The 23340-nt window shown below is 56.1% G+C and carries 23 protein-coding genes; 12 read left to right on the plus strand and 11 right to left on the minus strand.

Annotation, left to right across the window (positions count from 1 at the left end; translation table 11 throughout):
* Position 1: 1 nt before the first annotated feature.
* On the minus strand, positions 2 to 1018 hold the full coding sequence (locus tag ACQKLP_RS13160) for an NAD-dependent epimerase/dehydratase family protein (RefSeq protein WP_427323209.1): 1017 nt from the start codon (positions 1016 to 1018) through the stop codon (positions 2 to 4).
* A gap of 21 nt (positions 1019 to 1039) precedes the next feature.
* Positions 1040 to 2293, minus strand: coding sequence for an Nramp family divalent metal transporter (locus tag ACQKLP_RS13165; protein ID WP_427323210.1), 1254 nt, complete (start codon positions 2291 to 2293; stop codon positions 1040 to 1042).
* 422 nt (positions 2294 to 2715) lie between these two features.
* On the opposite strand from ACQKLP_RS13165, the gene ACQKLP_RS13170 reads away from it, so the two are divergent.
* From ACQKLP_RS13170 to ACQKLP_RS13190, 5 genes are all read left to right on the plus strand, one after another.
* Entirely contained in the window at positions 2716 to 3762 is a 1047-nt protein-coding gene (locus tag ACQKLP_RS13170; RefSeq protein ID WP_427323211.1) for a Gfo/Idh/MocA family protein, read from the plus strand.
* Positions 3763 to 3772: 10 nt separating this feature from the next.
* A complete protein-coding gene (locus tag ACQKLP_RS13175) occupies positions 3773 to 5113 on the plus strand; it encodes a Gfo/Idh/MocA family protein (RefSeq protein ID WP_427323212.1) in 1341 nt (446 codons plus the stop codon).
* A gap of 17 nt (positions 5114 to 5130) precedes the next feature.
* The gene (locus ACQKLP_RS13180) at positions 5131 to 6510 is read left to right on the plus strand and encodes a sugar MFS transporter (RefSeq protein ID WP_427323213.1); all 1380 of its coding nucleotides are present in this window, start codon (positions 5131 to 5133) and stop codon (positions 6508 to 6510) included.
* A complete protein-coding gene (gene nagA, locus ACQKLP_RS13185) occupies positions 6482 to 7708 on the plus strand; it encodes an N-acetylglucosamine-6-phosphate deacetylase (RefSeq protein WP_427323214.1) in 1227 nt (408 codons plus the stop codon). Before ACQKLP_RS13180 ends, nagA begins: the two co-directional genes overlap by 29 nt.
* Before the next feature lie 68 nt (positions 7709 to 7776).
* Positions 7777 to 8526 (plus strand): 6-phosphogluconolactonase, encoded by a 750-nt coding sequence (locus ACQKLP_RS13190; RefSeq protein WP_427323215.1) that lies wholly within the window; start codon positions 7777 to 7779, stop codon positions 8524 to 8526.
* Here the strand turns inward: ACQKLP_RS13190 and ACQKLP_RS13195 are convergent.
* On the minus strand, positions 8523 to 9659 hold the full coding sequence (locus ACQKLP_RS13195) for a substrate-binding domain-containing protein (RefSeq protein ID WP_427323216.1): 1137 nt from the start codon (positions 9657 to 9659) through the stop codon (positions 8523 to 8525). The two genes, ACQKLP_RS13190 and ACQKLP_RS13195, sit on opposite strands and share 4 nt — an antisense overlap.
* Here ACQKLP_RS13195 and ACQKLP_RS13200 point away from each other — a divergent pair.
* Positions 9658 to 10665 (plus strand): glycoside hydrolase family 43 protein, encoded by a 1008-nt coding sequence (locus ACQKLP_RS13200; RefSeq protein WP_427323217.1) that lies wholly within the window; start codon positions 9658 to 9660, stop codon positions 10663 to 10665. The two genes, ACQKLP_RS13195 and ACQKLP_RS13200, sit on opposite strands and share 2 nt — an antisense overlap.
* 83 nt (positions 10666 to 10748) lie before the next feature.
* Here the strand turns inward: ACQKLP_RS13200 and ACQKLP_RS13205 are convergent, their stop codons facing one another.
* The 5 genes from ACQKLP_RS13205 to ACQKLP_RS13225 are packed head-to-tail and all read right to left on the minus strand — an operon-like array spanning position 10749 to position 15303.
* On the minus strand, positions 10749 to 11423 hold the full coding sequence (locus ACQKLP_RS13205; RefSeq protein WP_427323218.1) for an SGNH/GDSL hydrolase family protein: 675 nt from the start codon (positions 11421 to 11423) through the stop codon (positions 10749 to 10751).
* A 58-nt stretch (positions 11424 to 11481) separates the two neighbouring features.
* On the minus strand, positions 11482 to 12276 hold the full coding sequence (locus tag ACQKLP_RS13210; protein WP_427323219.1) for an SDR family NAD(P)-dependent oxidoreductase: 795 nt from the start codon (positions 12274 to 12276) through the stop codon (positions 11482 to 11484).
* 21 nt (positions 12277 to 12297) lie between these two features.
* Positions 12298 to 13446, minus strand: a complete 1149-nt coding sequence (locus tag ACQKLP_RS13215; protein ID WP_427323220.1) for a hypothetical protein — start codon at positions 13444 to 13446, stop codon at positions 12298 to 12300.
* Positions 13433 to 14428 carry a DUF2157 domain-containing protein gene (locus ACQKLP_RS13220; RefSeq protein ID WP_427323221.1) on the minus strand — a complete coding sequence of 332 codons (996 nt, stop codon included), beginning with the start codon at positions 14426 to 14428 and terminating at the stop codon, positions 13433 to 13435. The genes ACQKLP_RS13215 and ACQKLP_RS13220 overlap by 14 nt, the downstream gene beginning before the upstream one ends.
* Before the next feature lie 20 nt (positions 14429 to 14448).
* A complete protein-coding gene (locus ACQKLP_RS13225) occupies positions 14449 to 15303 on the minus strand; it encodes a pirin family protein (RefSeq protein ID WP_427323222.1) in 855 nt (284 codons plus the stop codon).
* A 112-nt stretch (positions 15304 to 15415) separates the two neighbouring features.
* On the opposite strand from ACQKLP_RS13225, the gene ACQKLP_RS13230 reads away from it, so the two are divergent.
* Complete coding sequence (locus tag ACQKLP_RS13230; RefSeq protein WP_427323223.1) at positions 15416 to 16516, plus strand: helix-turn-helix domain-containing protein; 1101 nt, start codon at positions 15416 to 15418, stop codon at positions 16514 to 16516.
* A gap of 247 nt (positions 16517 to 16763) precedes the next feature.
* Positions 16764 to 17693 carry a bifunctional helix-turn-helix transcriptional regulator/GNAT family N-acetyltransferase gene (locus ACQKLP_RS13235; RefSeq protein WP_427323224.1) on the plus strand — a complete coding sequence of 310 codons (930 nt, stop codon included), beginning with the start codon at positions 16764 to 16766 and terminating at the stop codon, positions 17691 to 17693.
* Between the two features lie 3 nt (positions 17694 to 17696).
* Here the strand turns inward: ACQKLP_RS13235 and ACQKLP_RS13240 are convergent, their stop codons facing one another.
* Both ACQKLP_RS13240 and ACQKLP_RS13245 read right to left on the minus strand, forming a co-directional pair.
* The gene (locus ACQKLP_RS13240) at positions 17697 to 18884 is read right to left on the minus strand and encodes a DUF1624 domain-containing protein (protein ID WP_427323225.1); all 1188 of its coding nucleotides are present in this window, start codon (positions 18882 to 18884) and stop codon (positions 17697 to 17699) included.
* 148 nt (positions 18885 to 19032) lie between these two features.
* On the minus strand, positions 19033 to 19500 hold the full coding sequence (locus tag ACQKLP_RS13245) for a DinB family protein (RefSeq protein ID WP_427323226.1): 468 nt from the start codon (positions 19498 to 19500) through the stop codon (positions 19033 to 19035).
* Positions 19501 to 19776: 276 nt separating this feature from the next.
* On the opposite strand from ACQKLP_RS13245, the gene ACQKLP_RS13250 reads away from it, so the two are divergent.
* Entirely contained in the window at positions 19777 to 20097 is a 321-nt protein-coding gene (locus ACQKLP_RS13250) for a hypothetical protein (protein ID WP_427323227.1), read from the plus strand.
* Between the two features lie 42 nt (positions 20098 to 20139).
* Here the strand turns inward: ACQKLP_RS13250 and ACQKLP_RS13255 are convergent, their stop codons facing one another.
* Positions 20140 to 20535 (minus strand): hypothetical protein, encoded by a 396-nt coding sequence (locus tag ACQKLP_RS13255; protein ID WP_427323228.1) that lies wholly within the window; start codon positions 20533 to 20535, stop codon positions 20140 to 20142.
* A 75-nt stretch (positions 20536 to 20610) separates the two neighbouring features.
* Between ACQKLP_RS13255 and ACQKLP_RS13260 the strand changes: the two genes are divergently transcribed.
* The 3 genes from ACQKLP_RS13260 to rnhA all read left to right on the plus strand — a co-directional run bounded on the left by ACQKLP_RS13260 (position 20611) and on the right by rnhA (position 23326).
* Positions 20611 to 21114, plus strand: coding sequence for a hypothetical protein (locus ACQKLP_RS13260; RefSeq protein WP_427323229.1), 504 nt, complete (start codon positions 20611 to 20613; stop codon positions 21112 to 21114).
* 26 nt (positions 21115 to 21140) lie between these two features.
* On the plus strand, positions 21141 to 22778 hold the full coding sequence (locus tag ACQKLP_RS13265) for an acyl-CoA carboxylase subunit beta (protein WP_427323230.1): 1638 nt from the start codon (positions 21141 to 21143) through the stop codon (positions 22776 to 22778).
* Between the two features lie 83 nt (positions 22779 to 22861).
* Positions 22862 to 23326, plus strand: a complete 465-nt coding sequence (gene rnhA, locus ACQKLP_RS13270) for a ribonuclease HI (protein ID WP_427323231.1) — start codon at positions 22862 to 22864, stop codon at positions 23324 to 23326.
* The last annotated feature ends 14 nt before the right edge of the window (positions 23327 to 23340 follow it).

The following is a 23340-nucleotide window of genomic DNA, read 5'->3' on the forward strand; positions in this document are numbered from 1 at the left end:
TTTAGAATTTGCCCGTCCGGGTCTGGAAATGGGTGGGTTTTTTGATGGTGGCGCCGCCGCTCTGGTACCATTCGAGCGTCATGCGGATCATGTCGCGCAGGGTCACTTTCGGGTAGCCGAACAGGCGGAAGCTTTCGGCGGCGTTGTTGAGCAGAGCCGTATCCTGTTCCGCGTTCACGAACTGCGGCGTTTTGCCGGCCAGCTTGCCGAATTCCTCTGCGATCCAGCGAACGGAAGCCGTTTCAGGGCCCGTGATGTTGAGGTATTTCGCGGGAGCGGAAGTATGCAGGAAGGAGCGGAGCGCATATTCGTTCGCATCGCCCTGCCAGATTACGTTGACATGGCCCATGCGCAGATCGATGGGCGATTCGTTCACGACGGATTTGCAGATTTCCAGGAGCACGCCGTACCGGAGATCGTTGGCGTAGTTGAGGCGGTAGATCAGCAGTTCAGTGCCGTATTGCTGCGAAAAATGCTCGAAGATGCGCTCGCGGCCGAGACAGGATTGCGCGTATTCGCCGACCGGGCCGACGGGCGTGCTTTCGTCTGCGCCGCCGGAGTACACGGGTACGAGGGGATATACGTTGCCGGTGGAATACACCACGATCCGGGAGTTGCGGTATTTTTCCGCCACGCGGCCGGGGAGATAGGCGTTCATGGCCCAGGTGAAGGCTTCCTTGCCGGTGGTGCCGAATTTGGTGCCGGCGAGGTAGAGCACGTTTTTAACGTCGGGCAGCGCGGCGAGATCGGCTTCGTTCAGCAGGTCGGCGGCGATGGCTTCCACGCCGGCGGCTTCCAGTTCTTCGCGGAGGCCGGGCTCGGAAAGCCGGCTCACGCCGATCACGCGGCGGGGAACGCCGGATGCGTCTACGGCCTGTTTGGCCAGTTTGGCGAGGCTGGGGCCGATCTTGCCGCCAACGCCGAGAATGAGGATGTCGCCTTCGAGGCGCGCGATGTCTGCTACCAGTGCTTCGGAAGGCTTCAGCAGCTCTTCAACGGTGGAAAATATTGCGTCCATGTCGTATAGTTTGCGAATTGATTATGAAAAGAATAATGTTTTGACGTTGCTGGCGGCGAGGATGAACATGAAAATGAGGCCCAGCGCGCCGAAGAATTTTACGTACGGCGGGTTTTTCATGGGGCCCATGATCTTTTCGTCGTTGGCGACGAGGTACAACGCCACGCCGATGAAGGGAACGATGAAAATGGTGACCGCCTGCGCCAGCACGATCAGTTCCAGCGGCAGTTTCCCGAAGGATAGGGCGACCGTGGCCCCGAGCGCCATGATGACGCCGATGAGTATCCTTACTTTACCCGATTGCAGGGAGCCGCCGAACCCGAGCGCATCGCCCAGCAAAGTGCCGCCCAGTGCGGCGTTGCCGATCATCGCCGAGAAGGAGGCACCGAAAAGGCCGGAAAGGAACAGCGCCGAAGCGAAGTTGCCGAAGATCGGCTCGAGGGCGATGGCCATGTCCGTCGCCTTTGTGACGTTGATATTGCGGCTATGCAGAACCGCCGCGCTGCACGACATCACGATGGCGGCGAGGATGCCGAGGATCACCATGCCCGGGATGGCTTCCCGGCCCGTTTGCCGGGCCTGCGGATTGATCCGTTTGCGCTCCTGGACGAGGTAGGCCTGGTACAGCGCGCCCACGATGGAAAAGCACGAGGCGATAAAGGCGATGGTGAGCTGCAGGGAACCCTCCGGCAGCGAAGGCACCGCAAAACCTTTGGCCACATCCGGCAGGGAAGGTTGGGTGAAAAAGAATGTGGTGCAGAAGGCGAGGAGCATCAGCCCGATGAGCGCGATCATGACCTTTTCCAGGGATTTGTAGAAACTGCGGAAGAAAAGCATGACCATCGCGGCGAGGTTGAACACGATCACCCAGATGCCTGGTGCCGTATGCGTAGCTTCGCCCACGGCGATCCCGATGCCGATGGAGTTGCCCGCCTGGAACGAAGCGCACACGAGGAAAACGCCCACGCCGATGGCGATGCGCGCGCCCTTGCCCCATTTTTTTCCGATGGTGGTGAGGGCGGATTCACTGGTGGCGATGCCGACCCGCGCTGCCATCACGGCGAAAATGATCATAAAGAAAATAGCGACCACCACCAGCCAGAGCAGGGCATAGCCATATTTGGCGCCCATCATGGAGGCAACGGTGATCTTGCTGGGGCCGAACACGAGCGCCGCCGTGATAAGGCCTGGCCCAATGGCCTGCAACCAGGCTTTACCGCGACTGGCGGCGGGCGTGGGAGCGGTGGAACGGACGGTGGCTGTCGAATCTTCCATAAACGTTTTTTTATGCGATGACCTGGTTGTGTTTTTACGGGTGCGTACACGGCGCCTGCTTTACTTTGCAGGAGCAGATTTCAGAAATACGTGGATGAAAACCGGGTACGTACCCGAAAGTACAAGTCAATTCCGGATTTTGCAAATAAATTTCACCATTGCCCGATATTCCGGAAGGGGGGAGGCATTAATATATGGGAAGGGACAAAATATTTTTTTCCTCCCCGTTTTCCTTGCAATAATCCGATTTAAATTACTAACTTCCGGGTGCGTACCCGATGTTGCAGGGTATTTTACGGATAACGGTTGCATGACAGCCGTTTTTAAGGAATGGGTTACGGGTACGTACCCGGATTACCGGAATCCTTGCAGACCAGATCTACATACAGCGTAATTACAATACCAGCAGATAAAGTTCCACCATGCATCAACGCTACGACCGCCGACAGTTCCTCCAGTCCATAACCGCCGCAGGCATCGCCACCGGCCTTGCCGCCAGCCCGTCGCTCCGCGCCATGGCCCTCGCCGCCGATCCCGTCCGCATCGGCATCATCGGTTGCGACACTTCGCACGCCGTCGCCTTCGCGAAAAGTTTCAACAAAGAGATAGTGACGCCCGGCCTCGAGGGCTTCCGCATCATGGCAGCGCTCCCCGAAGCGAGCCCCGATATCGAGAACAACCAGAAACGCATGCCGGGCTTCGTGGAAGAATTGAAGAAACTCGGCGTGGAAATCGTTTCCGACATGGACGCGCTCCTCGCCAAATCCGACGTGGTGATGGTAGAGTCCAACGACGGGCGGCCCCACCTCCGGCAAGCCCTTCCCGCCATCCGCGCCGGCAAAAAAGTATTCATAGACAAGCCCCTGGCCGCATCCCTGGCTGAGGGCATCGAAATCTTCAACCTCTCCGAAAAGCATAACGCACCCGTGTTCTCCGCTTCGTCACTGCGGTACGTAGATAATGTGCAGGCCGTGGCCGGCGGCTCCATCGGCAAAGTGTTCGGTGCGGAAACCTTCAGTCCCTGTGCGCTCGAAAAAACGCATCCCGACCTCTACTGGTACGGCATCCACGGCGTGGAAATGCTCTGCACCGTGATGGGGACCGGCTGCCAGACGGTTTCCCGTACTTCCACCGCCGACGCCGACGTAGTGGTAGGCGTTTGGGAAGGAGGGAGGATCGGTACGTACCGGGGCATCCGTGGCGGAAAGCAGGATTACGGCGGCAACGCCTTCGGCGAGAACAGCATCGTGCCGCTGGGACCATACAAAGGCTACGAACCGCTACTGTTGCGGATCGCGGAGTTCTTCCGGACGGGAAAGCCGCCCGTTTCCCGTGAAGCGACCCTCGAAATCCTCGCCTTCATGGATGCGGCAGACGAAAGCAAGCGCAGGAAAGGCGCACCTGTTACCGTGGCGGCCATGTTCGACCGCGCCAGGAAACGCAAACAGGGATCATACATCCACCCATAAAATCCACCTTATGAAAAATACACGCAGATCGTTTTTGAAGAAAACCGCGCAAGGCACGGCCATCTTGGCCGCCGGCGGCATCCTCCCCGGCTTCAGCGCCAAAAGTTACGCTTCCATCATCGGTGCCAACGAGCGCATCCGGGTAGGTATGATGGGTGTGAACGCCCGAGGGCTGGCCCTCGCGCAGAATTATGCCAAACAGCCCGATTGCGAAGTGGTTTCCGTTTCGGACGTCGATACCCGCGCCAGCGAAAAGTGCATCGCCAAAGTCAACGATATCCAGAAAAAGCAGCCGGCCAACATCCCGGACTTCCGGAAAGCACTGGAGCAAAAGGATATGGACGCGCTCATCATCGCCGCGCCCGACCATTGGCATGCGCCCGCCGCCATTCTCGCCGCCAAAGCCGGTAAGCACGTATATCTCGAAAAACCCTGCAGCCACAATCCGCACGAAGGCGAACTGCTCGTTGCCGCGCAGAAGAAATACAAATCCGTGATCCAGATGGGCAACCAGCGCCGTTCCTGGCCCAATGTCATCAAAGGCATCCGGGAGCTGAAAGACGGCGCGATCGGCCGCGTTTATTTCGGGAAAGGATGGTATACCAACAACCGGCAGTCGATCGGCCGCGGAAAGGAAACCGCCGTTCCCGAATGGCTGAACTACGAACTCTGGCAAGGCCCCGCGCCCCGCAAGGCTTTCCGCGATAACCTCATCCACTATAACTGGCACTGGTTCTGGAATTGGGGGACAGGCGAAGCCCTCAACAACGGCACCCACATGATCGACCTGCTGCGATGGGGTATGGGCGTGGATTATCCCATCCGCGTGTCTTCCGCCGGCGGCAGGTACCGTTATGAAGACGATTGGGAAACGCCGGACACGCAGGTCATCAACCTCGAATTCGGCAACAACAGCAGCATGGCCTGGGAAGGCCGGAGCTGTAACGGGAAACCCCTGGAAGGGAACACCGTCGGCGTCGTGTTTTACGGCGATAAAGGCTCGCTCATGATCGACGGCAATGCTTATACCATTTACGACCTCGACGGCAAAGTGGTGAAAGACGTGAAAAACGATATGAAGATCGACGCGCGCAACCTTACCAATCCCGCCGAAGCGCTGGATGCGCTGCATTTCCAGAACTTTTTCTCCGCCATCCGCAGCGGGGCGCCGCTCAACAGCGACATCCTCAGCGGCCATCAGAGCACATTGCTTTGCCAGTTGGGCAACATCGCGCTGCGCACGCAAAGCACGCTGCATACCGACCCTTCCAACGGACGGATCAAGAATAACGCAGCCGCGCAGAAATTATGGAAACGGACGTACCAGCCGGGCTGGGAACCAACAGTGTAAACCCGTAAATCAGACCGATGCGGACAAATACCGGCAAGGTAGACCCCGGCTCGCTGAGCCGGCGGGATACGCGCATATCCATCCTTATTATCGGGATGCTGTTTTTCATCTTCGGCTTCGTGTCGTGGGTGAATGCCATCCTCATTCCCTATTTCAGGATCGCCTGCGAACTGACGAGCCTGCAATCGTACCTCGTAACGTTCGCGTTTTATATTTCTTACCTGGTGATGTCCGTTCCTTCGTCGTACCTGTTGCGGTCGATCGGGTTCAAGCGGGGGATGATGATCGGTTTCTGGGCGATGGCGCTGGGCGCTTTTCTCTTCGTGCCGGCGGCCCTCATGCGGGCGTACCCCTTGTTCCTGCTGGGTCTTTTCACCCTGGGTATAGGGCTGGCCGTGCTGCAAACGGCTGCCAATCCCTACATCACCATCCTCGGGCCGAAGGAGTCTGCCGCGCAACGCATCAGCGTAATGGGGATCTGCAATAAATTCGCAGGCATCATTGCGCCGCTGATCTTCGCCGCGGTGATCCTGCGGGTGTCGGATACCGACCTGGAGCGAACGTTGCCGGGCATGGGCGCAGCCGAAAGGGCTGCCGTGCTGGATGCGTTCATCCGCCGGGTCATTATTCCTTACACCGTGCTGGGAAGCGTATTGTTCCTGCTGGGGCTCGTGGTGCGGTATTCGCCGCTGCCGGAGATCGATACGGAAAACGAAAGCACCGAAACTGCGGCCGTCAACAGCGGGAAGAAAAGCATTTTCGATTTTCCGCATCTGATCCTGGGCGCCGTCGCGATCTTTTTGCATGTAGGTACGCAGGTCATAGCGATCGATACGATCATTTCCTACGCCGGGTCCATGGGCATCCCGCTCCTCGAAGCCAAAACGTTCCCGTCGTATACGCTGGGCGCTACGATCGTGGGGTATTTCATCGGCATCCTCCTCATCCCGAAATTCGTAAAACAGGTGAATGCCCTCCGTTTCTGTACGGTACTGGGCGCGGTACTCACGGTTTGCATCGTGAACATGCGCGGCATGGTGAACGTTTTCGGACATGAAACGGATGTGTCCATTTGGTTCGTGGTGTTGCTGGGCCTGGCCAATTCGCTCGTCTGGGCGGGCATCTGGCCGCTGGCGCTCGATGGGCTGGGCCGCTTTACTAAGCTGGGCGCGTCGGTCCTCATCATGGGGCTTTGCGGCAACGCGGTGCTGCCGCTGGTGTACGGTTTTTTCGCGGACATAGCAGGAGAGCGCAGCGCTTACTGGGTGCTGTTGCCCTGTTACGCTTACCTCATGTATTATGCATTTTACGGGCACCTGGTGCGCAGCTGGTCGCTGTTGCGCCGGCCCGTTGTTTCAACTCCCGAATATGGATTCCAGGAAGATAAAAATCGTTAACGGCCGGATCATTACGCCGTACCGCATCATCAACGGCGGCACGGTGCTGACGGAGGGCAACCGCATCCTGGCGGTGGCGGAAGACGATATTCCCGTTTCCGGCGCCGTGGAGATCGATGCGAAAGGACAGTATATTTCGCCTGGTTTCATCGATATACATGTACATGGCGGCGGCGATGCGGATTTTATGGACGGGGACGCGGCATCTTTCCTGCAGGTAGCCGAAACGCATATCCGGTACGGCACCACGGCCATGACGCCTACATCGCTCAGCAGCGATACCGACAGCCTGCGGCGCACCATTTCCACCTATGAAGCCGCCCATCCGCTCAACCGGAAAGGGTCGGAATTCCTGGGTGTTCACCTGGAAGGGCCATACTTCGCCATGAATCAGCGCGGCGCGCAAGATCCGCGCTACATCCGTAACCCGGACCCCGCGGAATACGCGTCCGTGCTGGCGGATACGACGTCCGTCGTGCGCTGGAGCGCCGCCCCCGAGCTCCCGGGCGCCCTCGTTTTCGGCGATTATCTCCGGCAGAGGGGGATATTGCCAGCCGTAGCGCATACCGATGCTATTTACGAAGAAATGCTCGAGGCCTGGGAGCACGGGTATTCCCATGCCACGCACCTCTATTCGGCGATGTCGGGCGTTACGCGGCGGAACGCCTTCCGCTACGCCGGCGTCATCGAAAGCGCGTTCCTGCTCGACGATATGACCGTGGAAATCATCGCCGACGGCGTGCATCTGCCGCCCGCGCTGCTCAAGCTCGTCTACAAATTCAAAGGCCCGGAAAAGACCGCCCTCATCACCGACGCCATGCGCGCCGCCGGCATGCCCCCGGGCGAAAGCATCCTCGGCAGCCGGGAAAACGGACTGAAAGTGATCATAGAAGATGAAGTGGCGAAACTGCCCGACCGTACGCAGTTTGCGGGAAGCGTGGCCACGGCCGACCGGCTCGTGCGCAACATGGTAAAACTGGCGGATGTGCCGATGGCCGACGCCGTGCGCATGATGACCGCCACGCCCGCCGCCATCATGAAGGTTTCCGGGAGGAAAGGCTCGCTCGCCACGGGAAAAGACGCAGACATCGTGCTGTTCGACGAAGACGTGCGCATCGATACGGTGATCCGCGGCGGAGAGATCCTGCATCGCGCGGCAAACGCCCGGTCGGTACTGCGCTTACCATCACAAGTATAGAAAACAGACCACGATACCACCGCTGCGGCAGCCACAGAGCGCCGTCCGGCATTAAAACCTGTCAACATATGCATACATACGAACGAATCAATGTACACCAGTTTGAGGACAGGCGCCGGATGGGCGCTGCCGCGGCGGCTGCGGTGGCCGGACGCGTTCATGCGCTCCTGCAATCCCGATCACACATCAGCATGATCTTCGCCGCTGCGCCTTCGCAACTGGAATTCCTGGAAGCGTTCCGCGCAGATCCGTCCATTCCCTGGCACCGCATCCACGCGTTCCATATGGACGAATACATCGGCCTGCCCGCCAACGCGCCGCAGGGCTTCGGAAACTTCCTCCGGGAGCGCCTTTTCGGCCTTGTGCCGTTCAGAACGGTGCATTACCTCGACGGACAAACGAAGGACACGCAGGCGGAATGCGAGCGGTACGCAGGGTTGCTGAACGGCGGAACGGATATCGTTTGCATGGGAGTGGGGGAGAATACGCACATCGCTTTCAACGACCCGCACGTGGCGGATTTCAACGATCCCAAACTGGTGAAGGTGGTGGATCTCGACGATGCCTGCCGGCAACAACAGGTGAACGACGGATGTTTCGCATCTATCGGCGAAGTGCCCACGCATGCGCTGACGCTTACGGTGCCGGCGTTGTTCCGGGGTACGTGGATTTACTGCATGGTGCCCGGAGCTGCAAAGGCGGAAGCAGTAAGGCACACGCTGCGATCGCCCGTCAGCCCGCAACATCCCAGTACGATCTTGCGAAACCATCCGCGGGCGGTGCTTTTCATCGACAAAGACAGTGCGGCGCTGCTCTAGTTCTTATAATACATGTGGTTTTCGCGGGTGATGATGTCGATCGGCATGAAATGTTCCTTTTCGACGGGCGCGCCCAGCACGAGGTGCTGATACAGCGTCATGATGCCGCGATAGGCCTGTTCCTGGGGTTTCTGGCAAATGAGGAAATCGATCATGCCTTTCTGGAGCCACGAAACGTTTTCGGGGAGGAAATCGTACCCCATCACCAGAATGTCCTTTTTCCCGGCAGATTCCAGGAATTGTGCGATGAGATGCACGCGGGAACTGGTGACGAAAATGGCTTTGATGGACGCGTCCGCCGCGAGGGCCTCCGCTACTTTCCTTTCGATGGTTTTCCCGTTGCTTTCGGGAACGTCGGTTTTGACGATCCTGTCCGGTTTTTCACCGAAATACGCCCTGAACCCTTCTTCTTTCCGCAACAGGGGATGCAATCCTTCGATTTCCTTCGTCATATTCACCATGAGGATTTTATCGCCGGGCTGGAGGCAATAAGCCATGAGGTGCGCGGCGAGGTACCCGCTGCGGAAGAGCTCCGGGCCTACGTAGCAGAGACTGCCCAGGCTGGGAATGTCGGAGTTGATGAATACGTAGGGAACGTTCTTTTCCTGCAGCTGTGCGCAGAAAGCGGTGGCTTCATCTACAAAAAGCGGAGCCAGCAAAACCCCGTCCAGCGGCCCTTTCAGCAGTTGCCTGGCGGCTTTGGGAAAGGAAGTGCGGTCGTTGAAATCGTAGTAATACCGTTCGATGCGGACCCCCATCTGCCGGATTTCGTCTTCGGCCTGGGAAACGCCCGCCAGGAGGATTTCCCAGTAATCCGTTTCCGTAGAAACCGCCGGGAGCAATATAGCGAGGTTCAATACTTTGCGCGATGCCAGCCGGCTCGCAATGATATTGGGCTGATAGTTCAGTTCCTGGATGATCTTCTCGATCCTGGCGCGTGTTTTGGCCGATACGCCCGTCCGGTTATGGATGACCCGGTCTACCGTGGCGATCGAGACCTTTGCCCGCCGCGCTATTTCCTTGACGCCGCCGGGCTGATCTGGTTGTTTCCCTTTCATGGAGTTATAGTGTACGTGTACGTACCCGAAAGTAGTGAAAAAGAATTGATTGGGATATTTTATTTTAGGGGACATGAAAACCATGTTTATTTCCCTGCTGCTGCTCGCCACCGTTGCCGGCACGCAGGCCCAGGATTCCACGTTCACCAATCCACTGCTGCCTTCCGGCGCCGATCCGTATTCGTATTTCAAGGATGGATGGTATTATTACACCCACACCACGGCCAACTCGATCGTATTGTGGAAGACCCGCAACCTGGCAGACCTCAAGTCCGCCCAGCACGTCACCATCTACAAACCTACCGGGAACAATGCCTGGTCGAAAGACATCTGGGCGCCCCAGGTGCAGTTCCTCCGCGGGAAATGGTATGCTTACTTCGCCGCCACCGGCGGAAAGAATGTGCAGCATCGCATGTACGTCCTCGAAAACCCGTCGCCCGATCCCATGACCGGCAGTTGGACCTTCAAGGGCCAGGTCACCGACGCTACCAACAAATGGGCGATCGACGGGGATATCTTCGAATACAAAAAAGAACTCTACATGATCTGGTCGGGCTGGGAGGGAGATGCCGACAAGCAACAGGATATTTACATCGCAAAAATGAAGAATCCCTGGACGATTTCTTCGAAACGGGTGCGCTTGTCCGTTCCGGAACACGAATGGGAGAAAAGCGGACAGAAAGTAACGGTGAACGAGGGTCCGCAGGCGCTCATGCACGGCAAAAAACTCATGATCGTATATTCCGCCAGCGGCTGCTGGACGGACCATTACGCCCTGGGGCTGCTCCGTTTCTCAGGAAAAGGCAGTCTCCTGGATTCCGCCCGTTGGACGAAGCATCCCGAACCGATCTTCCAAACTTCGGTAGCGAATAAAGTCTGGTCGCCGGGGCATAATTCGTTCTTCAAAAGCCCCAACGGTAAGGAAGACTGGATCCTCTATCACGCCAATTCCCAGCCGGGCTGGGGCTGCGGCGGCAAACGATCTCCCCGTATGCAGAAGTTCAGCTGGTCGGAAGACGGGATGCCGGTTTTCGGGGAGCCTGTTGCGGAGGGGGCGGTGCTTCGAAGGCCCGCAGAATAATACAGCAGTCGTAATTATCAGCTATTTACGGAAACAAAAAAGCCGGGCCCAACGAGCCCGGCTTTTTAGAAATGTATGGCAGATCAAAGCCCCGTAATCGCTTTCGCCATTTGGTTCGCCACGAACGCGTTGCCTTCCTTGTTGAGGTGCACGCGGTCGGAGGTGAGCAGGCCTTTCTCGCTGTTATCTTTATTATTGGCGGCTTCGTAGTCGAGGAACGCCTTGCGGAGGTCTACCAGCGGCAGGTTTTGTTCCTTGCTGATGGAGCGGATCAGGTCGCTGTATTTGTTGAGGTCCGCGTCCTGTTCATTATCTCCATCTTTCTTTTCGCCGATTACCGAAGGTGTGCATACGATCACTTTAGCGCCGTTGTCCTGTATCTTTTTGATGAGCGCGCGATAGAAACCGCCGAACTTGTCGTAATCCGTACCTGTGCGGCTGGAAGCTTTATGCCAAACGTCGTTGATGCCCACATAGATCACGACCACGTCCGGTTTCTTTTCGAGCACGTCTTTTTCCATGCGGAGATAGAGGTCGTAGACTTTGTTTCCCCCGATCCCTGCGCCGATGAGCTCATACTGGCCGGCATGCGATTGCTGCAACATGGCGCCCAGCTGTGTGATGTACCCTTCCGGGCCAACACCGGCCTGCGTGATGGAATCCCCGAAGAAGATGACTTTTTTCTTCTTCTTCGCAACCCCGGCAGACAGTAGTGCCACGGCGCCCAGGGCAAAAAGAAGCATGGATAGTTTTTTCATAATCGCTGAAATGTTTATGGACCAACAAAATAGTAAAAAGTCCTTATCCATGCCAGCGTTAATATATCGTCGGTACCAACCCGCCTTCCACACGGATGGCCGCGCCATTGGTGGCAGACGAAACCGGGCTGGCGATGTAGGCGATCATATTGGCGATCTCCGAAACGTCGGCGAACCGCTGCAGGAGCGAGCTGGGGCGCATGTCGCGGAAGAAATTCTTTTCAGCTTCTTCCGGTGAAACGCCCTGTTCCGTCGCCAGTTTGGCAAGGAAGTCCACCACGCCTTCCGATTTCGTAGGGCCGGGGAGGATCGTGTTGACGGTTACGCCCGTATTTTTGGTGCGTTCCGCCAGGCCACGGCTCACCGCGAGCTGGGCGGTTTTCGTCATGCCGTAATGGATCATTTCACTGGGGATCATGATGGACGATTCGCTGGAAATGAATATGATGCGGCCCCAGTTGTTGGCGATCATTTTCGGGAAGAAGTGGCGCGACAGCCGCACGCCGCTCATGACGTTCACTTCGAAGAAGCGGTACCAGTCTTCGTCGGGGATGTCTTCGAATGCTTTGGGCTCGAAGATGCCGGCGTTGTTGACGAGTATGTCTATCGAAGGGAGTTTTTCCATCAGTTGCTCCACGTCGTCCAGCTTGGTGAAATCTGCGGCGATGCCGGAAACAGGGCAATTGGGGACAAGGTCTTTCAGTTTCTGCACAGCCTCTTTAACGCGCGCCTCCGTTCTGCCGTTGATGATGACGGTGGCGCCTTCCTGGAGAAGAAGCTTGGCGGCGGCGAACCCGATTCCCTGGGTGCTGCCGCTGATGAATGCGGTTTTTCCTTTCAATTGTAAATCCATATGCACAGTTTTTTTAAAGTGCTAAAATTCGCTGCTGGCGCCGCCACCGCCGCCGGAACCTCCGCCGAATTGGAAAGATTCCCCGGCCTGGGGAGCGTGCTGCATCGTTTCGGCGATGATCAGCCCTTCCAGCTGTTGCGCGCCGAAGCTGCGCGTATGCATGGCTTCGGTGGTGAACCCGTGTTTCGGGGTTTTGAGGTAACGATGCACGAAATATGAAACCCCTACCAAAAAGACCCCGCCGAGCACCATGGCCGTTTCTATAGGCATAACGGCGTGATACGCCCTTATCGTGAAAACGGCCACAGCGATGAGAATGAGCCCCATGGCAAGGGGGATCCTGTCTTTCCGCCGGAGCCCTATCCAGATATATACGGGCGGAATGGCGACCGATAGCGTCCAGAAGAGCCATGGGAGCGGAGGTTCACCTTCCATTCCCAGCAATTCCATGCCGGCGTTATGCACCACGTAATAGTTGCCGGCGAGGTACAGCGTAGCCAAAGTGGCCAGGCGCAACACATCCAGGCAAAGATCGTAATGCCGGAATCGGAAATTCCGCTGCATCCGGCTGAACAGCATATATGCCCCGGCGGAAAGGCCCATCACAAGGAAAGGCAGCAAATACCGGGCCCCGGGTATATAGGAGATGGCGGTATACACCACGATCATGATGCCACAAACCCACCCGCACAGGGCAATACCGGGGTCGGAGGTGCGGACCGTATACCAGGCGGCGAGCGCCGTCAATAAGGTGAAAAGCACGATCGGACTGTCGTTTTCCATCAGTGCGACCAGCGCCCCGGCGATATACACTATCGAAACCCAGGTAAGCCCGTCGTCCACACCTGACCGGTAATGCCGGTGGCCCGACATCCACAGTTCCAGCGCACCATAAGCCAGCACGCCCCACACGAGGAAAAATGCTTCTATCGAACGGATCGCGCCGTCCATCATCAGGAGGAAAAACAAACCGGTGGCGAGCAGCACGCACAATACGGTGGCGAGCCCCAGCCCGATGCGCACGAAAATATTCGGTGAGTACAGGGTATATGGATGCGCCGCTTTGATCCGCTCTGCGGTTTCCGGGGCGATCACACCCGCGTCTTTCGCGTCGTCGGCCTCCTGGCGGATGAGGGTATTGTCGAGCTCGGCGGTGTTATAGATCAGCATGTGATTTCAGTTTTCGGTTGAGGTGGATGAGGATGCGCGCCATGGCGATGGACGAAACGATCAGGTACAGGATGGAAAGGTACAGCACGCCCATTTCCAGCGAATCCATTGCCTGTACGAGCGTAAATATGACAAGGTACCCCAGGCCGATGTACGCGTAAATCACCGTCATGAGCAGAAAGTAGAACGACCGCAACCTCACGCCAAGGAAATAATAGAAAGCCAATGCCGCCACCAGCGCCGGCACGTACAGCAACAGCATCCCGTCTTCGAAGAACATACCGCATAACGCGCCGATGCAAAAAACATGGATGGCGAAATTGTAGTACGTAAACGAAAAATGCGCTTTCTTTTTGAAGTGGCTGCTGGCATAACCCGCCGCGGTGAGCACCAGGCCGATGAGCAGTGCCGTATCGATGAGCCTTCGCTCCGTGCCAAATGCATTGCTGGAAAGCAGATGCATGGGCGTGATGGCGATCCCCAGCCAGGCCGCAAAGTTCGTGATGGCGAGGCTCAGCACGCCCAGGTGATCGAAGTAGTAAGCACAAAAGAACAGGACCACCATCGGGATGAAAGTGGCACTGCCCAGCCGCGTCCCGAAAACTTCGTATTGCCCCTGCAGATAGGTGATGAACGAAATGAACAGCAAACAGCCCAGCAACACCACATAATCCCACCAGGCGTTGGGCGATTCGGTTTTCTCCCAGGTGAACGGGGCGCTATGTTTGTTCGCGTACCAGAAGCACGCGGCGCAAAGCAGCCCGATGCCTGCCAGGATAGCCTGGTGGCCGATGGTGTCGATGTTTTTATAGATCAATGTGCCCAGGCCGCCGCTCAGCAGCAGCACGCCCAGGTACAGCAAGGTCTTCAGTTCCCAGTGCAGGGAAAAGATCCGGCTGCCCTGTTGCGCCTCCAGCCGGAGGCATTCCGTTTCGCTCAGCAGCCCTTCGTCTGCCAGCTGATGGATGAAATTTTTTTGCATAGGTGGGGTTTGGTGAGGGATCAATATTCGAGTTTGCCGAAAACGCCGTTCCGGTAATCTTCCAGGGCCTGTTCCACTTCTTCGGCCGTATTCATGACAAAATTGTCTTTCGCGGCGATGGGCTCGTTGATCGGCTCGCCCGTTAGGAAAAGGATGCCTACGTCGGATCCGGCCGTTATTTCGATCTCGTCTCCGGCCGTATCGAAAACATACAATTGGTGCATGGCGGCAGGCGTTCCGTTGGCGGTCACTTCTCCGCGGAAAACATATAACAGCGCCGGATCGCCGGGCCTGGCAGTCAATTGCACGGTTTTACCTGCGGCGATGGTACCGATGATCGCGGTAACAGGGGTGAAGCTTTTCATGGGGCTGCGTTTCCCGTCCACCTCACCGCTGGCCAGCCGTAGCGCCACGCCTTCCTGCTCCAGCACGAAAGGCAGCTGTTCTGCCGTGGCGGCCTGGTAATAGGGCTCGTCCCACTTATTCGCTTTCGGCACGTTCAGCCAGATCTGGATCATTTCCCAGTTACCGCCGCGGGCGAGCATTTCTTTCGTCGGGCCTTCGCTGTGGAGGAGGCCTTTCCCCGCAAACATCCACTGGATGCCGCCATCGCGGATCGTGCCGGAATGGCCGGCATTGTCCATATGGTACCCTTCCCCGGAAATCATGAACGTAACCGGCGAAAAACCACGGTGCGGATGCGGATGAATGCGCATTTCGGAACCCGCCGCAATGGTTTCGGGCCCGATATGATGTATCACGATAAACGGATTGGCGAATCTGAAATCTTTATGTGGAAGCGGCTGTATCACCGTTTCCTCCGGGGTAATCTGCTTGGCCCTGCCCGTCAGCACATGGGCGATGTTCTTCTTCATGGGTTTCAGTTTTATGGAGGTAACAAATGTAGGGGTTTGCAGCACGCAAAAAAAATTGTTGCCCACTGCGGATGTCGGGAAACGGATTATCTTTAAAGCCGTGTTACCCGCCATGAAAATCGATCTCTTTTCGTTAGTCGTCCTGCTCGGTGCGCTGCAGGCCCTTTTTTTCGGGATATCCCTCCTCCTGGCCCGGACGGAAAACCGCTTCCAGAACCGGATGCTGGCCTTTTTCATGTTCATCTTCAGCTATAACGGGTTCGAGACGCTGCATTGGTCGTCTGGCCTGTACCCGGATATTCTTGTCTTCGATGTACTTGCTTTCGTACTGATTTTCGCGGTAGGGCCGTGCTTGTATTTGTATGTGCGGTCGTTCGGAAAGGAGGGAAGGCCGCCGTTTGCCGGCCGCCATTTCATTGTGGTATGGACGGCCCTTGCCATCAGGGCGGGGTTCCTGGTGTGTTGGGGATTGTACGTTATCGGCTGGCAGTACCCGAAATGGATCGTAGGGCTGAACACGGCGTTCGATCGCATCGCGGAACCGTTGTCCGTATTGTGGTTTGCGGCATATTACTTATTGTCGGTGCGGGCGTGGCTGCGCATGCGGAATGGGTTGATGGACGAGGAAGGGCGCTGGTTGAAAACGCTGGCCGGCGTGATGGGGGTATTTCTTTTCCTCTGGGTGGCAACGGTGGTGGCGCCCATGATATGGCCGGCCACGGGTTTGCAGAAATATACGGCGATCGAGGTGCTGCTCGTGGTATTCGTTTACTGGATGGGCTTCGCCGGATATCACAGGACCCGTGTCATTTATGCCGCACAGCAGCAACAGGCGCGTTCCTATTTCGACCAGTTGGGGGATGATGAAGTGGCCCGCTGCGCCGAAGCGCTGCACGAGGCCATGGCGTCCGGCCAACTGTACCTCGACCCTGAAATGACCGCCGCCACGCTGGCCGCCCGGATCGGGGTGCCGGTGAAAACATTGTCGGCCGTGCTGAACCGGCGTATCGGGAAAGGGTTTAATGAATACCTGAACGGTTGGCGGGTGGAAGCGGTCAAAGACCGGATGATGGACCCCTCGAGCCGGCATCTCACGTTGACCGGCATCGCCTATGAATGCGGGTTTAATTCCCAGCCAACTTTCCAGCGCGCCTTCCGGGCGGTCGAGGGTTGCTCGCCCAGGGAGTTCCAGCGGCGGCAGCAAGCGCCATGAGCATGAAAAAAGGCCCGGAGAACCAGGCCTCGCCAATCCATCTCAAATAATGCTACTAATGATTACGGGTCACGTATAATAGTTGAGTGCTCCACAAAGTAAACCCTTCCTCCCCGCAAGCCGCAGGTAACAAATACGCGAATCTTCCCGTAGAAATACGCGAACATTCAATGAGAAATTTGATTAAGTCAACCAATATGTTTGACAAAAGCAACGAAATTAATATCTTGCCGTAAATTTACAATCGATGTCAGACCTCGAAATCATATCAGACATCCGGCAATTCAACCGTTTTTACACTGCCCAGCTCGGGCTTTTGCAGCAGCATATCTTCGACAGCGAATATTCCCTCACGGAAATCCGGGTGTTGTATGAAATCAACTTCAACCGCCAAACCACCGCCACCGGCATCCGCGAAGCGCTGCTGATCGATGCCGGCTATCTCAGCCGCATCCTCCGCAAACTGGAAAAAGCCGGCCTGGTGTGGAAACATCCCCTGCCGGAAGACGGCCGCTCCAGCTACCTCACACTGTCCGACCGCGGCCGGCGCCTCATGGCGAAAATGGGCACCTTGTCCGACGACCAGATCCGCCAGATGCTGGCCCATCTTCCACCAGCCGATCAGCAAACCATCGCCGCGTCCATGCGCGACCTGCGCCGCTTGCTGGGCGCGCCGGGCAGTGAAATCACCCTGGAACAGGTGGAGATCCGCACGGAGCTGATGCCCGGTGACCTGGGGGACATCATTTCCCTTCACGGCCAATTATACTGGAAAGAATACGGGTACGACGTCCGTTTCGAGCAATACGTCCTGGAAACGCTGCACGATTACGTACGGGCGTTCGATCCCCGCCGCGACCGTATCTTCGTGGCATCATCCATGGGCAGGATGGCGGGCGTGGTGGCGATCCAGCACCGGGAAGGGAAGGAGGCGCAGTTGCGGTGGTTTCTCATCCGGCCGGAATTCAGGGGCATCGGTTTGGGGAAAGCCCTCATGCAGCGGGCCATGGACTTCTGCCGGGAGCAGCGGTTCAGGAAAGTTTACCTGCTCACCACTAACCAGCAAACCACGGCGGCAGCACTGTACAAAAAGTGGGGCTTCGAAAAAAAGGATTCCGTCCCCGAAAAGCTGTGGGGCCACGATCTGTTCGAGGAGCGCTATGAATGCGATCTCTGATCCTTACACATAGCTCAGCCACCATTTGCGATGGCTGCGCTTGTATTCTGCGAACCGCTTGCAGGGCCGGTACAGAACGGCCACGACGAAGATCCAGATAGCGTAGACTACCGGTAACGGATATCCGAAAGCGATCGGGCGGAAGAGGAACGGCGAATTCGGGTCTGCGATCTGGTCTGCACCGTATCCGCTGATGAAAAACGCCACTACCGTCAACCCGTGGATCAGGTAGAAATGCAACACGTAATAGAAGAAAGGCACACTGCCGTACACTTTGCAAACGGCGGTAAACCGGTTGCGCGCGTGCTCCAGCGCCGCCAGCGCCAGGAGCCCCGGTCCGATGGTGATACAGGTATACAACAGTGACGGCGGGTATTTCTGCACGTTGAAGAAGGAGAAAATCGTTTGCGATAATTGAGGCCAGGCGTCCCAGCGCAAAGGATCACCATACACGTTCAGCGCCCGCAGGAAGAAGAACAGCCCCACCATCCCCAGGCCCGCCGTCAGCAGCACGGAGCGCCGCATCGCCGGGGAAACGCCGGAAGCGAACACCCGTCCGCAGCCATATCCCAAGAACATGACGCCCACCCATGGGAGGAAAGGGTACAACACCAAAGCGATATGCCCCGGGAACAGCGGCAACGCTGCGCCCGGCCGGTGCAGCAACGACCACAACGGCGAAGGCTGGAAGCCTGGCTGCGCTTCGTAAAAGTCCAGGATATTGTGGGATAGGGTGATGACCGCACCGATGGCGAGAATGGCGCCCCAGGGCAGGTACACGAACCCGGAAAGTATGACGAAACTGATGCCGATGGCCCAGATCACCTGCAAAAAGAAAATATTGTACAGCGGGTTGAACGACAATCCAAGGGAAACGATCGCCAGCTCCACGAAAATCAGCCACAAGCCCCTCGTTAACAGGAATTTGCTGATCTCGCTTTTGGTTTTTCTGCCGTTCATGAGGTAAACGGACATGCCGGAAAGGAACACGAAGATCGGCGCGCAGAAATGCGTCACCCAGCGGGTGAGGTACAATGCGGTATGCGTGGTTTCGGGATTCAGGGGGTCAGACGATAATGCGCCTGTGTGGAAGAAGTCGCGGACATGGTCCAGCGCCATCACGATCATCACGATGCCGCGCAGTACGTCGATGGAATAGACCCGTTCACGGGCGGGGTTTTGGAGTTCCATGGCATAGTATTATACCCGAATATAACCAATTTCCAGCGCGTGAAATAATCCTATGTATTTTAAAATAAATATATATTTTCGTGTACGATACCGGTAACGGTACTTTTAACCATTTCCTAGGAGAAACGCCGCTTTTCAGCGGCGTTTTTTATTCGTTTTCAGCGTACTTCCGGATCAGGACGATCTGGCCGAGGTGATAGGCCGCGTGTTGCAGCACGCCCTGGATATAATAATAGGCGTTGTGCTGGGTATTGGCCACGTTGGAGTAGAGTTTTTCTTCCGGGAAATTGCGGATGGTTTCGGCCATATTCGTGATGGAATGGTCGAGCCGCTGCAGCGTAGCCTGCCAGTTGTTTTCGCCGTGGTTTTCGGGGAAATAGAAGTCCGGAAGGTCGCCTTCCTGCTCCGGTTTTTCACCTTTCAGTTTGCGGTCTACGTTCTGGTGCCAGAAAATAATGTGGTTGACCAGTTCCCAGATATTATGCGAAGTGTCGAAGCGGCGGGAGGCCTGCGCGGCGTCGAGCTCGCGGAGGTGCTCCATGAAGGTGACGTCGAGCCAGGGCTGGCCCTGGTAAATGTGTTGCAAGGCTTCGGACAGCACTACGGGTAAAGACATATGGTTAGATTTTAGGGTAATCGTACAATTAATGTTCCAGTCCTTCCATGGACTGTCCAAATTTAACACTACTTTACATATCATCCTCGTTCCCAACGACTATCGCCTGCAACCATGAAATTGACTTTATTTGAATACGTTATTTTCGGAATATTCTTTCTTGTTTGGATCGTTTATTTCTGGATGTTCGGAGAAGCGTTTTACGTGTACCGGAACGGAACGGTGGTATACGGTACTGTATCACGTGTTTCCAGAAGATGCAATAAACATTCGAACATGGACCTGCTGATCCACGCTAAAGTACACAGCATCCATATTTCCGCGAAAGAATGCAGGGAAGGAAAATACCGGATCGGCCAGGCAGTGCCCGTTCGCTGGCATCCCGACCACAGTGAGATCCTGTATCCAGACCAGGATCCGCGGCACGGTGTATATATTGTGATAGGCACGATGGTTTTCGTTTTGGCTGTTAACTTCATTGGAAAAAGCGGAAAGAGTAAAAGTAAGAACGAAGAAGATAACGAAAAAGCTGCGCAGCGCGATCGTACCCGTCGCCGCTCGAAACGCGGTAAAACCGGGAAGTTTCCGCTGCCATAAGGAATTTTGATAAATATTCGATCAATGAGATCCGGTAGATGGTTATATGTCGTCTGTGTATTTTTCCTTTTCCTGATAGTCAGATATATCTGGAAAGAGGTGAACGTTTATTGGTTCGGGACGGTAAGACAGGCAAAGGTCGTTACCGTAAACCGGAATTGTTCCAACCGCAACAACAGGGCAGATATCGAGCTGGATGGCCGGGCATTCTCCATGAAAATCAGCCGGGAAGAATGTGTAAACCGCGTTTTCCAGCCCGGAGATGCCGTCGAAGTTAAATATAATCCCGATTATGATGTCGTGCTGCGGCTCCATGAACGTCCCGACGTCTTCATGTATGCCATGCTTGGTGTTTTTATTACCGTTGTTACTTTTGTATCCGCACATTACTATTGGAAATGGCGGGAAGCCGCTACAGAAAAGGCCCAGGGCCTTCAACCCGCCAAACGGATTTCGCCTCGCCAACGGCGAAAAATGCGGCGAAAGAATTTGTAAGTTTTATTTGTTGAGAAGATGGAGAAAATGCATTCGAAAGGCAGTATGGCAGGCGAATTGACGGTCTTTCTATTCCTTATATTGATGATTTGGTATACATATGACAGCTTTCAGGAATTATATATCGGCTGGAACGGTACGCTGGAAAAGGCGGTAGTAACACCTGTCCCCAAAGACTATTCCCGCCGCTCAACTATCGACGTCGCCTATAATTCAAAAGAATATTCACTTCCGATCATGCGGAGTGAATTTAAAAGCGGCAAATATGCTGTTGGCGACACGGTCAACGTTTGCGCGCTCCCCGGTTATGATTTTGTGTTGCGGGAAGATAACAGGCATGGAAGGAAATTCTGGATGGGGTTGGGAGGCACCCTCTTTTTTTTAGGAATATTAGTATTGAACCAGCTGAGCTCACGCAAGCGGAAGCCCCCCAGGAGAAGGACCAAAGCCGAAAAGCGGAAAACCCGGAGAAAAAAAGGATTACGGCCACCACCCGGCGCCCATTCCCCCAAATTCCCTTAAATTGAATCTCTAAACAAAGCCACATTATGGATATTCAGCAGATGGAATTCAACCGGAACGAAGATCATTTGAAATTGCTGGTCAGCACCATGAAACAAAGGCTGGCGGTCATCGAACAGGGCGGAGGGAAAAAGGCACTGGAGAAAGTCCGCCAGCGCGGCAAGCTCACGCCCCGCGAGCGGATCGCCAAATTGATCGATCCCAACAGCACCTTCACCGAGCTCGGCGCCTTCACCGCCTTCGAAATGTACGCCGAACACGGCGGATGCCCGGCCGGAGGCACCGTGTCCGGACTTGGCTACGTGAGCGGCCGCCTCTGCATGATCGTGGCCAACGATATGACCGTGAAAGCCGGGGCCTGGTTCCCGCTCACCGGCAAAAAGAACCTGCGGATGCAGGAAATCGCTATGGAAAATAGATTGCCCGTCATCTACCTGGTAGACTCCGCGGGCGTATATCTCCCTATGCAGGACGAGATCTTCCCCGACAAGGAACATTTCGGCCGCATTTTCCGCAACAACGCGAAAATGAGCGCCATGGGCATCACGCAGATCGCGGCGGTAATGGGGAGTTGCGTGGCCGGAGGGGCTTACCTGCCCATTATGAGCGATGAAGTGCTCATGGTCGAAGGCAACGGCTCCATTTTCCTGGCCGGTCCATACCTCGTGAAAGCCGCCATCGGCGAAGATGTGGACGCAGAAACCCTCGGCGGCGCCGTTACCCATACCGAAATTTCAGGCATCGCGGATTATAAATTCCAATCCGACGAAGAATGCATCGAGCGCATCCGCCACATCGTGTCGCGCATCGGCAAGCCCGCCTCCGCAGGGTTCGACCGCATCGCGCCCGTGGCGCCGGAGAAAAGCGACGATGAAATATATGGCCTTATTCCCGCCGACAGTTCCAAATCATACGACGTCCGCGAAGTGATCCACCGGATCGTGGACGGATCGGTGTTCGAAGAATACAAGGAAGATTACGGTAAAACCATCCTCTGCGGATATGCCCGAATCGAAGGCTGGGCCGTGGGCATCGTGGCCAACCAGCGGAAAATGGTAAAAACGAAGAAAGGTGAAATGCAGATGGGCGGTGTGATTTACAACGACTCGGCCGACAAGGCCGCCCGCTTCATCATGAACTGCAATCAGAAAAAAATCCCCCTCGTTTTCCTGCAGGACGTGACGGGCTTCATGGTGGGCAGCAGATCGGAACATGCCGGCATCATCAAAGACGGCGCCAAGCTCGTGAACGCCGTAAGCAACAGCGTGGTCCCCAAAATTACCGTGATCATCGGGAATTCTTACGGCGCGGGCAATTACGCCATGTGCGGCAAAGCCTACGACCCCCGTTTCATCTTCGCCTGGCCCAACGCCAAAATCGCCGTGATGGGCGGGGAACAGGCCGCGAAAACGCTGCTCCAGATCCAGGTGGCCTCGCTGAAAGCGAAAGGGGAGGAAATCACGCCTGAAGCCGAAGCGAAGCTACTGAAGGAAATTACCGACCGGTATAACAGCCAGACCACGCCCTATTACGCCGCGGCGCGCCTGTGGGTAGACGAGATCATCGATCCCCGGAAAACGCGTGAAACCATCGCCAGGTGCCTCGAAGCTACGGATCTCGCACCGGTGGAAGAGGCTTTCAGGACCGGGGTTATCCAGGTGTAGCGGGGGCGGGGCGCGTGAGTGATGGAATTCTGCCATCGACTGATGTATAATTCCGTTATTTTTGCTCCCTTAAAATCCAGGCTTTGACGAATCAGCATTTGATCATATATACCGACGGCGCGGCAAGGGGAAATCCCGGAAGGGGAGGATACGGCATCGTTTTGATTTGGGGAAACATCCGCCGCGAAATGTCGGGCGGCTACCGGATGACCACCAACAACCGCATGGAGCTCCTCGCGGTGATCGTGGCACTGGAAGCGCTTACCCGCGACGGGCTTTCCATCCAGATCTATACAGACAGCCAGTACCTCGTGAACGCCGTCGAAAAGGGATGGCTGTGGAATTGGGTCAAAACCGGGTTTAAAGACAAGAAAAACCGTGACCTCTGGGAACGCTTCATCCCGCTTTACCGCAAACATAAGATCAGGTTCAACTGGGTCAAGGGCCATGCTTCCAACCCCGAAAACAACCGCTGCGACCAGCTGGCCACCGCTGCCGCAGACGGCGGCAACCTCCTCGTAGATACCGGTTACGAACTGGGAGAATAATTCCGGAAAATATA

It is taken from the genome of Chitinophaga sp. NPDC101104, from assembly GCF_050277495.1.
Classification (GTDB): Bacteria; Bacteroidota; Bacteroidia; order Chitinophagales; family Chitinophagaceae; genus Chitinophaga.